The sequence below is a fragment of the Sinobaca qinghaiensis genome (genome assembly GCF_003610495.1).
Lineage (GTDB): Bacteria > Bacillota > Bacilli > Bacillales > Marinococcaceae > Sinobaca > Sinobaca qinghaiensis.
Genome location: NZ_RAPK01000007.1, coordinates 91,231 through 107,023 on the forward strand (window position 1 = coordinate 91,231; position 15,793 = coordinate 107,023).

A 15,793-nucleotide genomic window follows, 5' to 3' on the forward strand; every position below is an offset into this window, starting at 1 on the left:
CTCCTAATGCGACACTTCCCTCGTATACATCTCGTGCCACTCCGGAAGGTGTTTTTTGATAGAAAGCGGGCGGAAGCTGTCTTTAGATACGCACACATGCTCAGACGATCCTTCCACACACGTTTCTCCGTTTTCATTGCTGATCAGGTAGCCGTATTCGATACGAACACCGCTGTAATCTTTCACCCACGTCTGGATGGTCATTGTTTCATCGTATACAGCAGATCTTTTGTATTGCAGGTTGATGCCGGTTACCGGGGACAGGTAGCCCTGCTTTTCCAGCTCATTGTAGCGGAAGCCCAGTTTTTTTATCAGCTCTGTGCGCCCGAGCTCGCACCAGATCACATAGACCGAATGATGGACGATGCCCATCTGATCTGTTTCTGCGTAGCGGACCGGCACCGACGTATAGGCGGTTGTGCGTGTCATTTAACGGTCTCCTTTAATACTTTCTTTTTCTTTGTAGGCTGCTGCTTTTTTTGCATCTGTTTCATTGAGTTCGTGCAGGTTTCCTTCTGCCGTGTCCATCACCCGTCCAGCCTGCTGCTGAAACATTTCTTCAGCCATATCTTCAGCGAAGCGGGCGTTCCCGGAGGTATCCATCCGCTCATATGCGCTTTTGAGCACTTCAAGCGCGGCCTCCGTGCACGTATATCCGTACTCTTTTGTTTTCAGACGGGTAATTTCAAGAAGCTCTTCGGCGCTGTAAGGCGGAAAATAGAATGTCTTTTTAAAACGCGAGCGAAGGCCGGGATTGATTTCAAGCAGATGATCCATCGGCCCGGCGTATCCGGACAGAATCACCACCAGATTCTCGTCATGCTTGGTCATTTCTTCCACAAGCGTATCCAGGGCCTCCTTGCCGAAATCCGACCGGCTTCCCGTCGCTAACGCGTAGGCTTCATCAATAAACAATACGCCGCCTAATGCTTCACGGATTTTTTTTCTTGTTTTCACGGCGGTCTGCCCGGTATACTCAGCGACCAGATCGCTTCGTCCGCATACAATCGTATGACCCCGCTTCAAAAATCCCATTTCTTTTAAAATGCCGGCATAAAGCTTTGCCACGGTTGTTTTTCCGGTTCCTGCCTCTCCCGTGAAAACGGTGTGAAGCTGCAGGGGAACACTCGGCGCCCCTTCTTCTTTTCTTTTTTTCTGAACCGATATAAAGCTGGCTAATTTTTTCAGCTCATTTTTTACTTCCTGTAAGCCGATCATTTCCTCTAATTTTATCATAGGTTCTTTACGGGCGTCTTCATCTAATGAAAAAGCCGATCCGCTCATATCCTCGGGCGTAAGAATAGAATAATCCTCTACGCTGACGTCGGTCTTTTCACCGATTTTGGACCCCTTTTGAAAAATAGCGTCCATGATAATGTTTTTAGCAGTGCGCCCATTTCCGAATGTTTCATCCACCTGCTCTTTTTCCAGGCGCTCCTGCAGGACACGGCGGCTTGCGTCATTGAGCATAAAGTCGTTGTCGATCGCCGTTTTTTCTGCAATCTGGGTCAGTTCTTTCATCGAATAATCGGGAAGGTGAATATGATTGCTTTCCGGAAAACGGCTGCGCAGGCCCGGGTTGGAATGCAGAAACTGCCGCATTTCCTCCGGATACCCGGCAAGAATAATCGCAAAGGAACCAGCATATTCGCCGCTCGTCATAGCTGATACGAGCGTGTCCACCGCGGTCTGCCCGAAATCATTGCCGGACATTCCCTCGCGCCGGAGGCTGTAGGCTTCATCAATAAACAACACGCCGCCGACTGCTTCCTTTACGAGATGCATGGTTTTTTCTTCGGTCTGGCCCACATAGGCGCCGACAAGCTGGGAACGGTCCGCTTCCAGTACTTCATCGCGGGGCAGAATACCGAGGTGATGATAAATTTTAGCCAGCATCCGGGCAAGCATCGTTTTCCCGGTACCGGGATTTCCAGTCAGAATCATATGAAGGCTCCGCTCATCCTTCCATTGATACCCCTGGTCTTTGCGCTGCTTTTGATACTGCAGGTAATGATACATCCGGTGGACGTTATCCTTTACCTGCTCGAGCCCGATCATCTGGTCAAGTTCGGTCAGCGGATCCCCCGGCAGCATCGCCGTGTATTGATCCAATGATGCGAACTGGCTCTCCCACTCCTTTTTTACGTCCTGCAGCTCCTGAATAGAGAGCTTCAGCTTTTTCACCTGCTCCGGGGAATAAAAGGAGCCGGAGGCGGTCTCCAGGTATTCTTCAGCTTCCTCCGCTACTTTTGTATATAACGCGGTCCCTTTATGGACGGCTTCGAGAATGCCGGGAAGATGTTCAGCGAACAGCGCTTCATCTACGGTGGACTGCTGCAGAATGTCGGCTGCCTGCTTGAGCTGCTCTCTTTCGGTTTCTGCATTTGCTTTTAACTGCTCGGCTGCTTTTTTTCTTGCAGAGCTCTGGTCTGTTTCCCGTATCGGTGCCATAGCACGGCTAAACGCCATATCCCGGACGGCAAATAACGTTTCCAGCCCTTTTAAAAATAACAGGTCTTTCTCGGTATCATCCCACTCCAGTCCCTGCTCGACCCAGCTGCGGATCAGCGGATCAAACCGGTCCCTTCTGGAAAATCGTTCTTTTGCCAGAACCGCATAGGCTCTGGCCGCCAGACGGCGCTGTCCGGCGTCTGCTGCATCTATCTGTCCAATAAATTCCTGAACCGCGTCAATGGATAGAGAGGAAGGCTGTTTTTCCCAGGCTTCTATCTTTTCTTTCAGCTGGTCAGTGGATGAAATCGTCATAACGGGTCTCTCCTTTTATACGAAAGCATGCTTTTGCGTAACAATCCATGCTTCTGCCTTTATAACAAAACTCCAGGGAACCATACCCTGGAGTCTTTCTATTTCTTATTATACTTGCCTGCAAGCCAGCGTACAAATAAGGCCAACCACGTGCCGAAAATACCGCCTGCCGTGTTCAGGATCACATCGTCAACATTGGAGACCCGGTACGTAAACATAAACTGGGCCGACTCAATGCCGATAGAGAGCACACAGGCAAACAAAGGCACCAGCCAGAAGACTTTGGTGCGGGAATGGATAAGCAGCCCGAGCAGGAAGCCAAAGGGCATAAACATAATAATATTTCCTGCCAGAATCGTCAGTGGATCCATGATGTTATCGCTGTAGAGTGCAATATTCATAATGCTTTCAAACGGATGAAGGTTATAGTTACGGCTTCCCGGTCCCTGCGCACCGTATGACGAGCCGTAGTTCCAGGCCAGCAGGGTTACGTATAGAAGGGCCGCCATATAAAGAAGAAAGGCGGCCACGAGTCCTTTGCGGAATTTTGTGTGTTTTGGTTCTCTTGATGCTGGTTCTTCCTCTGTCACGGTTATACCTGCTTTCTGCTGATGAGTTCACTCCTATATTATGATTTTTTCCGGCCGTTATAGCAATAGATATTTTTACACTATTTTATTTCACAAACAGGAGGCACACATAAAAAAACCCTCCACGCCTGAAAGGCGGGAGGGCTTATAAAGCGTATTAGTTATCGCGCGCTGCTTCTGTTTTCGCAAGGTTGTTGCGAAGAACCATCTGCAGGATACCGCCGTGGCGGTAATAGTCCATTTCGATTTCACTATCAAAGCGGGCGATGACCTGGAATGTTGTTACTTTTCCATCTTCATCTGTAGCCACTACTTCGATCACATCACGTGGACGCACGTTGTTGGTTACTTTTACATCAAATGCTTCTTTACCAGTCAGACCAAGTGATTCCGGGCTGTCTCCGTCTTTAAACTGAAGCGGAAGAACTCCCATTAACACGAGGTTACTGCGGTGGATACGCTCAAAGCTCTGGGCAAGAACTGTTTTAATTCCTAGAAGGTTGGTACCTTTTGCAGCCCAGTCTCTGGAGCTTCCCATGCCGTAGTCATTTCCGGCAATAACCATAAGATCTGTTTTGTCATCCTTGTACTTCATGGCAGCGTCATAGATAGCCATCGTTTCGCCGTTTGGCCAGTATGTCGTATAGCCGCCTTCTGTACCAGGAGCAAGCTGGTTCTTAATACGGATATTGGCGAATGTACCTCTCATCATTACTTCGTGGTTACCGCGGCGGGAACCATACGAGTTAAATTGAGCAGGAGACAGGCCTTTTTCGATCAGGTAACGACCGGCCGGGCTGTTTTTCGCAATAGCGCCTGCTGGTGAAATGTGGTCTGTTGTTACACTGTCGCCGAATTTCCCGATAACACGAAGGCTGTTAAGCGGCTTAATGTCTTCCGGATCTTTCGCCATGTCTACGAAGAATGGAGGATTCTGAATGTAAGTGGATTCCTCATCAAAGTCGTAAAGAGCAGCATTTTCATCAGACTGGAGATCATTCCAGCGTTCGTTGTTTGTGAACACATTTTCGTATTCTTCTTTAAAGAGCTTCGGAGATACGTTATTGTGAACCGTGTTCTTGATTTCTTCAGTCGTAGGCCACAGCTCTTCAAAGTAGATGTCGTTTCCGTCTTTGTCTTTACCAAAGCTGTCCTTGTAGAAATCAAAGTTTACATTTCCGGCAAGTGCATAGGCGACAACAAGCGGTGGAGAAGCAAGATAGTTCGCCTTAACAAGCGGGTGGATACGTCCTTCGAAGTTTCTGTTTCCGCTTAGTACAGAGGAAACCAGAACATCGTTATCTGCAATCGCTTCTTCCACTTCAATTGGAAGCGGACCGCTGTTACCGATACATGTTGTACAGCCGTAGCCGACAAGGTTGAAGCCAAGCTGGTCAAGATAAGGCATAAGACCCGCATCTTCTAGATAGCGTGTTACAACTTTTGAACCTGGTGCAAGCGATGTCTTCACGTATTCCGGTACTTCGAGTCCGCGTTCGATCGCTTTCTTTGCAAGCAGGCCGGCACCAATCATAACGTAAGGGTTGGACGTGTTCGTACAGCTGGTAATCGCTGCAATCGTCACAGCACCTGTGCTTAATGTAGTTGTTTTGCCGCTTGGGTGTTTTACTTCTACTTCTTTTTCTACATCTTCAGGAGCCAGGCCGAATCCCTGGTTGCCGGCTGGAGCTGTAAGTGCTTCATTGAATTTCTTTTTCATGTCCGTCAGCTCGATAAGGTCCTGGGGACGTTTCGGGCCGGAAAGACTTGGAAGAATTTCTTCAAGCTTTACTTCAAGAACTCTTGTAAAGTTCGGCTCTTCGCTGCCGTCTTCGTAGAAAAGATGGTTAGCCTGGCAGTAGTCCTTTACAAGCTGAATGTGGTCTTCATCACGGCCGGTAAGGCGCAGATAGTTCAGCGACTCTTCATCTACCGGGAAGAAACCACATGTGGCGCCATACTCTGGAGCCATGTTGGAGATTGTCGCACGGTCTGCAAGAGGCATTTCCTTCAGGCCTGGACCGTAGAATTCCACGAACTTGCCGACAACGTTTGTTTCACGAAGCACCTGTGTTACTTTAAGCGCAAGGTCGGTGGCTGTAGCGCCGTTAGGAAGGGCTCCTGTCAGCTTTACACCGACTACTTCCGGTGCAGGGAAATAAGAAGGCTGCTGAAGCATTCCTGCTTCTGCCTCAATACCGCCTACGCCCCAGCCGAGAACGCCTAGTCCGTTGATCATTGTTGTATGGGAATCCGTTCCAACCAAAGTGTCCGGGAACGTTTCAATTTCGCCGTTCTCCGATTCTTTAGCGTGTACTACGGACGCAAGATACTCCAGGTTAACCTGGTGAACGATACCCGTAGCGGGCGGTACAGCACTGTAGTTGTCAAATGCTTTCGTAGCCCAGCTGAGCAGTTTATATCTTTCTTCATTTCTTTCAAATTCAAGGTCCATATTGCGGCGGAGGGAATCTTCCGCGCCAAAGCGGTCTACCTGAACAGAGTGGTCAACTACAAGGTCAACCGGAATCGCCGGATTAATTTCCTGCGGGTCTCCCCCGATGTCTGCCATTGCTTTACGAAGCGACGCAAGGTCAACAACGGCAGGTACGCCGGTGAAGTCCTGAAGAATAACACGGGAAGGCTTAAATGGTACGTCCTCCTCGTTGTTATTTTTCGTGCCCCATTTAGCAAGGCTCTCTACGTGTTCTTTCTTGATTACTTTTCCATCCAGCTGTCTTAGAACAGACTCAAGCAGTACGCGGATAGAATAAGGCAGCTTAGCTACATTACCTACTCCAGCGTCCTCAATAGCTTTTAAATCATAATAATGATATGACTTGCCGCTCGATGAGAACGTTTTGCGTGCATTGAACAAATCGTGGTTTTCACTCATATGTAGCATCCTCCTTTTAGTTGTATCATATAACAGACGGTGTTAAATGTCGAAAAAAATATCCCATTCTCGGATTCTGTAACCTGGCTTTAGTCGATATGCCATTTCCGTCCACCCCTTTAGAATAGCAAAATTCCGGACAAATATAAATGGCTTTCCGAAAAAATTAATCCGGTTACACTTAACGGTACCCGTTTTCTAAACGTCTAACCCTTCTTTTTCCAGTTCCATCAGGAAGGCGGTGATTTCGGTAATGTCGGCATCCTTCAGGGTGCGCATATCAAACAGAAGCTGCTCTTTATGCACCCGGGCAATAACCGGTCGTCCCTGCTTCATCCGCAGAGCCCGTGCTGCCTGCTCTGCTGTTATAGTCACTGTATTAAGACGAACAACCATCGTTGGAAGCATCACTTCCGGCATCGTCCCGCCCCCCACTTTGGAAAAATCATCCGCTTTGCTGAGCGTCCATTCCTGAAGCCGGCATTCCGTTAAAAATAAATCTGCCTTTGCCTCAAGCTCTTCTTTTTCCATCAGCAGCATGTGCACGGCAGGAATATCCTCCGTCCCTGTTCCGCCGGGAAGATAGGCCTTGATGGTTGCTTCAAGTGCGGCCAGCGTCATTTTATCGCAGCGGAGCACCCGGGCAAGCTGATGTTTTTTCAGACGGTCGATTAAATCTTTCCGCCCGGCAATAATACCCGCCTGCGGTCCGCCGAGCAGCTTATCGCCGGAGAAGGATACGAGATCAGCCCCTGCTTCGAGTGCTTCTTTTACGGTCGGCTCCTCGCCTATTCCATGAATACGGAAATCATATAACGCCCCGCTTCCAAGATCTTCGTAAACGAGCACACCGCGGCTTTTCCCTATCCGGCTTATCTCTTTTGTAGAAACGCTGCTTGTGAACCCCTGCATCTTAAAATTGCTCGTATGCACTTTCATCAGCATGGCCGTCTGCTCGTTTACCGCATCCTCGTAGTCATACGGGTGGGTTTTATTTGTGGTGCCCACTTCTTTAAGCACTGCACCGCTTTCTTCCATTATAGATGAAACCCGGAACGACCCGCCGATTTCTACGAGCTCTCCCCGGGATACTATAACCTCTTTTTCCGCCGTCAGGGCACGAAGCACCAGATATACGGCAGCTGCGTTGTTATTTACCGCCATGGCTGCTTCCGCTCCGGTCACTTCGCAGAGAAGGTCTTCGAGAATATCGTGCCTCGATCCGCGGCTCCCCGCTTCCACGTTATATTCCAGATTGGAGTATCCGGAAGCGGCCTCAACAACTTTTTTTACAGCGTCCGGGCCTAAAGGGGCACGCCCAAGGTTCGTATGGAGAATCGTTCCCGTCGCGTTAATAACGCTGTGCAGCCGCTCCGAAAAAAAGCGCCGAACCTGCTGCCCGGCGTGTTCAATAATGATTTCTTCAGCTTTTTTCTTTGATTCGAGCGCCATTCCGTCCAGTACGGCGCGGCGGAGGTTATCCGTTTCGGCCCGGACAATATTTGTTACAGTCCGTTCGTCGTTTGTTTCATCTATTAGAAGACGTATTTGTTCATCCTGAAGCACGGCATGAACGGAAGGAATATTTCTTGCATCCGGCATGATAGTGACCCCTTTAATTTATGAGGGCCCATAGCCTCTCAGTTTTTCGATTAACTGCTCTTCGTTTGGAAATTTCCGCGTTTCTTTCTTGGAATGCACTTTTTCGTCATTTACGTATACTTCAAACACACCGCCGGAGGACGTGACCAGCTGTACTTCTTTAATGGCTCCTCCATAGGCTTTATATATGGCGTCCGTGAGACTCACGGCCTTTGGGGAAAAGTTTCACTGCATACAGAATTCGATCATAATTTTCATCGGAGACCCACTCCTTTGCTTTTATCTATTATTATTGTAGTGTATGGTTTGTGTTCTCGCAAATAGAGCGCTTATACTGATAAAGTAGAAAAAAGGAGGGTTCAAGAATGAATAAAGAAGAAGAAATCCGCCTGACGACGCTTTCCTCGAAAGCTGGTTGAGGCTGCAAAATAGGTCCTGAGGACCTGGCGCAAGTATTGCGTCATATACCAAAAACCGCCCCTGATCCTGCTCTTCTCGTTGGAACTGACACATCAGATGATGGAGGAGTCTACAAGTTGACCGATGACATTGCTCTCGTCCAGTCTGTTGACTACTTCACACCGATCGTCGATGATCCTTACGAGTTCGGACAAATCGCTGCCGCAAACGCCCTGAGCGATATTTATGCAATGGGAGGCACGCCGAAGACAGTGCTGAATATTGTTGGCTTCCCTATCAAAAAACTGCCTGATCATGTACTTGCAGGCATTATGAAAGGGGCTGCCGATAAAGTCAGAGAGTCCGGCGCTACAATAGTCGGCGGGCACTCAATTGATGACGACGAGCCTAAATTCGGTCTTGCCGCTACCGGTATTGTGCACCCGGAGAAATTCTGGGCAAACAAAGGCGCGAAGCCCGGTGATGTTCTTGTGCTCACCAAACCGCTTGGCGTCGGCATTATGACGACCGGTATTAAAAGACAGGCCGTTACAAAGGAACAGGAAGCAGCAGTGACGAAAGTTATGGCATCTTTAAACAAAGAAGCCGCTGAAGCACTGCATGCCTATGATCCCTGCGCCGTCACGGATGTTACCGGATTCGGTCTGCTCGGCCACTCTTATGAGATGGCATCCGCAAGCGAAGTGACGTTCCGTTTTCATTCGAACGACATCCCGCTTCTGGAAGGAACTTACGAACTGGCGGAAAAAGGCATTATCCCCGGCGGTTCCAAATCCAATGAATCCTATCTGCTCGATCATATACACCGCGCAGATGGCATTACAGCCGTTACGCAGCAGATTCTTTGTGACTCGATCACTTCAGGAGGCCTGCTTGCTGCCCTTTCCCCGGAACAGGCAGAAAGCTATGTGAAAGACCTTCATGCAGCCGGTATTATGGAAGCAGCCATTATTGGTGAAGTAGAAGAAAAATCCGATTACTACCTGGAAATTGATTAATACAAAAAACGCAGGCCGTTATCTAACGGTCTGCGTCTTTTTATCTGCCATCATATTTTTTCCATAAATTCGTTCAATTACAGTATCATTCAGCCGGCTGGGAGGGCCGTCATACACGACCTCTCCTTCAGACAGTCCAATAATCCGGTCAGAATACATTTTAGCAAGATCAATGTCATGCACGTTAATCATCGTGACCAGATTGTTTCGCTTATGCACTTCTTCTATGAGAGAAAAAATAGAGCGTGAGGTGCCGGGGTCGAGACTGGCCACCGGTTCATCTCCTAAAAATACGTCAGGATCCTGAATCAGGGCACGCGCCACTCCGACACGCTGCTTCTGGCCGCCGCTCAGCTGTTCAATTTTGCGGTCTTCCATGCCTTGCAGGCCGACCTGCTCAATCACAACAGCCGCCTGTTTTTTTTCAGCCGCCGAGAAAAAGCCGCCCAGGTTTGACCAGGGATCTTTTTTTCCAAATAAGCCGGACAGCACATTTTGTTTTACCGTAAGCCTTGGAATAAGATGAAAATGCTGAAAGATCATTCCGGCACGGCTGCGCCACTGCCGCTGCTCCCGGCGTGAAAAGCCGGCAAGGGATTTCCCGTCAATCAGGACGTCTCCCCCTGTAGCAGGCTGAAGCGCATTAATCGTCCGGATCATCGTTGATTTCCCGGCGCCGCTTGGTCCGAGCACGCTGACAAATTCTCCGCGCTCTAAAGAGAGATTCAGCTTTTTAAGTGCGGGCTCCCCGCTTTTATCGTATTGAACAGAAACATCTTTTAATTCAATCATGCTGATCATCTCCTCTCTAAATTACGCGTTTACGAACAAAGGCACCAAACAGGTCAACCAGGATAACCATAGCCATGATGCATAACACTTCCACTCCGACGGCCGGGTAATTAAAGCTTTCAAAATCATTAATCAGGCGCTGGCCGATCCCGCCGCCTCCGATAAAACCGAGGACGAGCGAGGTGCGGATAGCGACTTCAAAACGGTAAAAATACTGTGATAGAATATTGGGCCAGATCTGCGGGATAATCGCAAACAGGTTGCCGACTTTCCTTGTTGATCCGACTGATTCCATTGCTTCCTGCGGTCCTCTATCCGAGGCCTCAATCAGCTCCGAAATTAACTTTCCGAGCACGCCGATATTATGAAGAAAGATAGCAAAGACGGCCGGGAACGGTCCCAGTCCCAATACAACGACAAAAATAAGGCCGAATACGATTTCCGGCACGGAACGAAGACCGGAAAGAAAAAAGCGGTTAATATAATATAACAATGGATTGCTGCTTGTATTTTTTGCGGAAGCGAATGCCAGCGGCAGGGCCACCAGCAGAGCAAAAAATGTACCTAAAAAAGCAATCGCCAGCGTGACGAGCATAGGATCAAACAAGGACGGGAGAATGCTCCAGTCCAATGGAAGAAAACGGTCGCCGATAAAAGAAAATGCCTTACTGAAGTTCGCAAAGTTTTCCCATTCGAATTCTGTTTTTCCCATCGCCCACCACGTGGCAATAATTAAAATGACAGTGTAGATAATCAGCCTTTTTCGAAACCAAATCATTTAACGAACCCCTTTTTCTCTAAAGCAGACGTGCTAGTCCTCAATCGCATCCATATTCAGCATGCCAAAGTCTTCGGCTGCCTGCGTAATGGACTCGTAGTTGCTGTGGTCGGTTTCTACAAAAGAAGAAGCGCCGCCGAACACATTGAGTATTTCCTCGTCTTCAATATTTATGAAAGCTTCCTGGATGTCTGCTTTTAACTCATCATCCATATCCTCCGGCACGGCCCAAGGATACTGATACAATTGATCTGATTCCCAAATGGTGCGGATTTGGCTTTCATCAATAGCGCCTTCCTCCACCAGTTCGTTGTAGATGGCGCTGTCGATAGCACCGGCGTCAACGTCCTGCGACTGAACGACCTGAGCCGTCACATCGTGGGATCCCGTATAACGCACAGAAGCAAATTCATTTTCCTGTTCTGACTCAAACGCTCCGCGTTCTCTAAGCTCCAGGCCGGGAATAAGCGACCCGGACGTAGAGGAAATGCTGCCAAAAGCAAAATCAACTTCCCCGCTGTCTTCGAGCATCTCATCTAAAGTTTCCCAGGGCTGGTCCACGTGTGTAATAATGTAGGAATAATAGTACGGCTCTCCATCAATTTCCTGAGTTAATATCGCTTCCGCTCCGCTTTCTTCATGAGCGATTACGTAGGTAAGCGGCCCTAAATAGGCAAGATCAAGCTCACCGTAGTTTAATGCTTCCACCACGGCGTTGTAGTTTGGGTAGGTTTCTACTGAAACTTCCTGATCGAGGCTTTCATTTAAGGTGTCTTCCAGGCTTTGCACGCCGCTTTCCATTTCACCTGATGACTGTGCCGGGATAACCGCTACTTCAAGCGTATCCTGAGTTTCTCCGCCTTCTCCGCCTCCCTGTGATTCTTCTTCTCCGCCGCCGCACGCGCCAAGTACGAGTACGCTTCCTGCGGATACTGCTGTCAGCCATTTTTTCATTTTCTTTTCTCCCCCATTTTCCAATATGTAATAAGAATTATGCAGATTTCGAATGTGATTGCGTTAATAAGCTATCATTGATTATGATAAAAGTAAAGACAAACGCCCCTATGGAGGATGCCCTATGAATGAAAAATGGCTTCACGTATTTGTCGTTCTCGCAAGAGCGCGCAGTTTTTCTCTTGCTGCCCGCGAGCTCGATATATCCCAGTCTACCGTAACAAAGTATTTACAGCACTTAGAACGCGAGCTTCATGTATTATTAATAGAACGAAAAACCCTCACCCTTACAGATGAGGGAGAGGCTTTATACGCTCAGGCCGGACAGTGGCTTCAGGACTGGGCCAGGCTCCGCAGCCAGTTTAACAAGAACAGCTCGCCTTATACCGAGACGTTAAAACTTGGAGCCAGCACAACGCCCGGCACCTATTTCCTGCCGGGGCTCTGCGCGAGCTGTCATGAGCAGTTTCCACGGACTAAATTTTACCTCCAGGTGGATGACTCCAGCACGATCACCGATCTGCTTCTGCAGCGGGAGGTGGATGCCGCAATTATCGGTCAGGCCTTTCATCACCCGGAAGTTCATACGGTTCCTCTCTGGAAGGATCATCTGGTCCTTATCGGACCGCCGGATGCTTCCCCCGGACCGGCAGAATCTTTTGCCGATATCAGCTGCCAGCCATTTATTAAGCGGAAAAAAGGCTCCGGTACCTATCTGGCTGCGGAACAGAGTCTGCAGCAGTGGGGCGGGTCCCTGCTTGACCTGGAAACAGCCGCTGTCGTGCCAAACACAGAAAGCGTGCTTTCGCTCGTTCAGGCAGGGATAGGCTATGGGATTATTTCCGAATACGCCCTGGCTTCTGCTGTATCCAGAGGCTGTGTGAATAAAGGCCGCCTTCCCGGATTCCGCCACCTCCATCTGTCTATGCTCACTGAACGTGCAGAGGAGCCGATGATTCATGCTTTTTCTGAGCTCGCCCGTACCTTTCAGGCACCGGTTATTTCATCACAATAGGCAGAAGAAAAGACAGTTCCTAAACGGAGCTGTCTTTCTCTTTGCCGGCATGACAGATTTCTTTATATATATTCTGATACTGCCGGGCTTCTTTGTCGCTGGAATGACGTTCAAGCACGTCTGATTTCGCCTGAACGGTGAGCTTTTTTTTCAGCTCCGGGTTGTCGAGAAGCTGTTCGAGCTGCTCGTGAAACGTCCGCTCATCGCCAAACAGCAGGCCGTTCTTTCCATTCTGGATCACACTTTCATTTCCTCCGTTACGTCTGGCAAGGACAGGAATGTGATGCATCATGGCTTCCAAAACCGCCATCGGCTGGCCTTCTGACAGGGATGTATTAATAACTACATCCGCCCACTCATAGAATGCTGGCATTAATTCCATTTCCACACCTTCATGATAATGCATCCAGCTTCTTGCTGCAGCAGCCTGAACGACTTCCTGCTTTACGGTTTCTTCCATCGCTTCACCCACAATCATAAATTGAATGGAAGGAAAACGAGCTCTCAATGCCTCTAGTACTTTTAAACCAAAGAGCACATCTTTCACACTTCTCAGTCCCGCTGGGATTAGAATGTTCGGCGTTCCGCTGTGGGCCTGCAGCCAACCTGAAAGCTCATTATTATGGACAGCCGCCGCAGGATCGACTCCCTGGGGAACGATACTAATGTGACGGCTTAGTTCCGGATAAGCCTGATCAAGCTTTTTTACGCCATCACGGCTGAAAACCGAAATCCGATCCGCCTGCCGGACAAAAGCTTCCAGATCAGCTGCCTTCTGCTTTTGTTGGATATCTACATTAATATCCGTTCCCCCACTCGTTAGTACATAGGGCATCTGCAAAGCTGTCTCAGCCTGCTGGAGCCATTCGTACGTACGGCGGATATGAAGGGCGTGAACCACATCAGCCTCTGCCAGCTTAGAAAGGCCTTCTGCTTCCGGTTCTTCTTCATATGCAAACAAAGTAAAAGGCTGGCCTATTCTTTTCATGGAAGCTTCGAGTCTCCGTGCCGTTGTGGCATTGCCGCGTCTGGATTGGTAATAAGGCGTCAAAAACAGGACGTTTGGAAGGGTAGTCATTGCTCCAGCCACTCCCTCACATCGTCTTTACGCTTTGTCCATCCGGAAGCATCAAGCGCTTCAAGATATGGCACCATAAATTTGCGGCTGAGCGGCAGAATTTCCTTGGCTTGTTGAAACGTGAAGGATTCCGGAAAGGTTTTCTTTAAAGAAAGGGCCTTGTCTTTAAAAACTTCCGCCGGCCAAATATGAGTATCATCCATTTTCACTGCCCGGTTTCTTTCCAGTAAAGACCACTTCAATTCCCTGCCTACTTCTTCCGGCAGGCCGGCTGCTTCCATGTATTCATTCCATGCTTTTACCTGCAGTCCGTCTTTTTGCCATTGTTCCTGGAGGTTTTCTATTCTGCGTTCCCAGCCTTTTGGAGCTGTCGGTGAAAACTCCGCCAGGGCGATAAACTGCTGATGGGATACAATTTCTCGCTGATCAAGCGCCTGCTGTATCAACTGCGCAGCGAATTCTTTTGGAATCCCACGCTGGACGTGTGATTGGATTAACTCCTGTCGATTTTGACCGGAGCGCAGAGAGTGAGCTTCATGAAATTGCTGCAGCTGTTCTTTAATAACGGCAAGCGTCTTCTGCTGCTCCTGAACAGAGGTAACTTTCTTTTTCCCCATCGATACAAGCGTGCCATTCTCCAGACCCTGATGGATCAGCTGCTCTACCTCCTCTTCCGGGCGGCCCGTATAGAGGGCACCTTCTTCCTTGCTGAGCCATACATTTTTTCGTATGGCTTCCATTAGCTGTTCTTCCGGTGTATCCTCCATCATTTTTTCAAGTGCACTCACGGTATCCGTACCAAAGCGGTGCTTTTCCGCCTGTGCCTGAATTACCCATCCGCCTGCAAACGTTTCAGCCGGAGATGGACGGCGCAGAATAAAAGCATCGCCTCTTTTCGTGACTACTTTTTCTTCAAGTTCCAGCTGGCAGATGACCTCATCAAATCCCGGCTCCAGCGTATTGCGGTCAAAAAAGATAATTTTACCGTACACTTCAGCTGTACCAAGGTGAAGCATGACGTAGCCGCGCTGTTTTACGGCATAAGCCGCCGCTGTCGCCCCATAAAGCACTACATCAAGCCTGTCTGTGGTTGTATAATGCTGGGCCGCCACAAGCACATCACCACGATGTACATCCTGCTTCGAGACGCCGCTGATATTAAGTGCAAGTCTCTGGCCGGCACTTCCCGACTTTACCGGTTCATGATGAATCTGCAGCTGGCGTACTTTCACATAGGTCTGCTGCGGAAGCAGCTGCAGCGTTTCTCCTTCGGCTACACTTCCTTCGTATACCGTGCCCCGCACGACCGTTCCCTGGCCGTGTACGCTGAACACATTGTCAATCGGCAGACGGAAGGCTCCCCGCGGATCGCGGTCCGGTACTTTTTCCAGCATCTGAATCAGCTGCTGTTTCAACTCCTCCAGACCACGCCCGCTCAAGCTGTCTATAAAGACCATTTCTGCCTCAGCAAAGGGCGTTCCCTGCACTTCATCGCGGATGTCCTCTCCCGCAAGTTCAAGCAGTTCTTCGTCCACCTTATCCGCCTTCGTTACCGCAATGACGCTTCCCGGAATGCCGAGAAGCGTTAATATTTCCAAATGCTCTTTTGTCTGGGGCATAACGCCTTCATCTGCGGCTACGGTTAGGATCACTCCATCAATTCCCGCCACTCCGGCAATCATCTGACGGATGAAGCGTTCATGTCCGGGGACATCAATAATAGAGACATCCATATCTTCCCGCAGCGTAAGCGGGGCAAATCCTGGTTCGATGGAGATACTGCGGTCTTTTTCTTCTTTCAGCCGATCGGTATCTATATTGGTTAAAGCTTTGGTTAATGTCGTTTTGCCGTGGTCAATATGCCCGGCCATTCCTACTGTAAGCATTCGTTTTGCCATGCTGGT

12 protein-coding genes and 1 pseudogene are annotated in these 15,793 nt (G+C 49.1%); 2 read left to right on the top strand and 11 right to left on the bottom strand.

Annotated features, from left to right (window positions below; genetic code table 11):
* Positions 1 to 3: 3 nt before the first annotated feature.
* The 6 genes and pseudogenes from ATL39_RS04610 to ATL39_RS17675 all read right to left on the bottom strand — a co-directional run.
* The gene (locus ATL39_RS04610) at positions 4 to 429 is read right to left on the bottom strand and encodes an acyl-CoA thioesterase (RefSeq protein WP_120192128.1); all 426 of its coding nucleotides are present in this window, start codon (positions 427 to 429) and stop codon (positions 4 to 6) included.
* Positions 430 to 2,766: an AAA family ATPase gene (locus ATL39_RS04615; RefSeq protein WP_120192129.1), complete on the bottom strand. Its 2,337-nt coding sequence runs from the start codon at positions 2,764 to 2,766 to the stop codon at positions 430 to 432.
* 98 nt (positions 2,767 to 2,864) lie between these two features.
* Positions 2,865 to 3,356: a VanZ family protein gene (locus ATL39_RS04620; RefSeq protein WP_245960921.1), complete on the bottom strand. Its 492-nt coding sequence runs from the start codon at positions 3,354 to 3,356 to the stop codon at positions 2,865 to 2,867.
* 157 nt (positions 3,357 to 3,513) lie between these two features.
* Positions 3,514 to 6,252: an aconitate hydratase AcnA gene (acnA, locus tag ATL39_RS04625; protein WP_120192130.1), complete on the bottom strand. Its 2,739-nt coding sequence runs from the start codon at positions 6,250 to 6,252 to the stop codon at positions 3,514 to 3,516.
* 198 nt (positions 6,253 to 6,450) lie between these two features.
* The gene (gene selA, locus ATL39_RS04630) at positions 6,451 to 7,854 is read right to left on the bottom strand and encodes an L-seryl-tRNA(Sec) selenium transferase (RefSeq protein WP_120192131.1); all 1,404 of its coding nucleotides are present in this window, start codon (positions 7,852 to 7,854) and stop codon (positions 6,451 to 6,453) included.
* 18 nt (positions 7,855 to 7,872) lie between these two features.
* Positions 7,873 to 8,067: pseudogene (locus ATL39_RS17675) on the bottom strand (Rdx family protein); the annotation flags it as partial.
* Between the two features lie 152 nt (positions 8,068 to 8,219).
* On the opposite strand from ATL39_RS17675, the gene selD reads away from it, so the two are divergent.
* Positions 8,220 to 9,272 carry a selenide, water dikinase SelD gene (selD, locus tag ATL39_RS04640; protein ID WP_120192133.1) on the top strand — a complete coding sequence of 351 codons (1,053 nt, stop codon included), beginning with the start codon at positions 8,220 to 8,222 and terminating at the stop codon, positions 9,270 to 9,272.
* Positions 9,273 to 9,290: 18 nt separating this feature from the next.
* Here selD and phnC read toward each other — a convergent pair whose 3' ends face one another.
* From phnC to phnD, 3 genes are read right to left on the bottom strand one after another with little or no spacing between them, the layout of a single operon-like run.
* Positions 9,291 to 10,064 carry a phosphonate ABC transporter ATP-binding protein gene (gene phnC, locus ATL39_RS04645; protein ID WP_120192134.1) on the bottom strand — a complete coding sequence of 258 codons (774 nt, stop codon included), beginning with the start codon at positions 10,062 to 10,064 and terminating at the stop codon, positions 9,291 to 9,293.
* Between the two features lie 16 nt (positions 10,065 to 10,080).
* Positions 10,081 to 10,842, bottom strand: a complete 762-nt coding sequence (phnE, locus tag ATL39_RS04650) for a phosphonate ABC transporter, permease protein PhnE (protein ID WP_120192135.1) — start codon at positions 10,840 to 10,842, stop codon at positions 10,081 to 10,083.
* A gap of 33 nt (positions 10,843 to 10,875) precedes the next feature.
* Positions 10,876 to 11,796 carry a phosphate/phosphite/phosphonate ABC transporter substrate-binding protein gene (gene phnD, locus ATL39_RS04655; RefSeq protein WP_120192136.1) on the bottom strand — a complete coding sequence of 307 codons (921 nt, stop codon included), beginning with the start codon at positions 11,794 to 11,796 and terminating at the stop codon, positions 10,876 to 10,878.
* A gap of 124 nt (positions 11,797 to 11,920) precedes the next feature.
* On the opposite strand from phnD, the gene ATL39_RS04660 reads away from it, so the two are divergent.
* Positions 11,921 to 12,811: a selenium metabolism-associated LysR family transcriptional regulator gene (locus ATL39_RS04660; protein ID WP_120192137.1), complete on the top strand. Its 891-nt coding sequence runs from the start codon at positions 11,921 to 11,923 to the stop codon at positions 12,809 to 12,811.
* Between the two features lie 19 nt (positions 12,812 to 12,830).
* Here ATL39_RS04660 and ATL39_RS04665 read toward each other — a convergent pair whose 3' ends face one another.
* Both ATL39_RS04665 and selB read right to left on the bottom strand, forming a co-directional pair.
* Entirely contained in the window at positions 12,831 to 13,889 is a 1,059-nt protein-coding gene (locus ATL39_RS04665; protein WP_120192138.1) for a glycosyltransferase family 4 protein, read from the bottom strand.
* Positions 13,886 to 15,787 (bottom strand): selenocysteine-specific translation elongation factor, encoded by a 1,902-nt coding sequence (gene selB, locus ATL39_RS04670; protein ID WP_120192139.1) that lies wholly within the window; start codon positions 15,785 to 15,787, stop codon positions 13,886 to 13,888. The genes ATL39_RS04665 and selB overlap by 4 nt, the downstream gene beginning before the upstream one ends.
* Between the last annotated feature and the right edge of the window lie 6 nt (positions 15,788 to 15,793).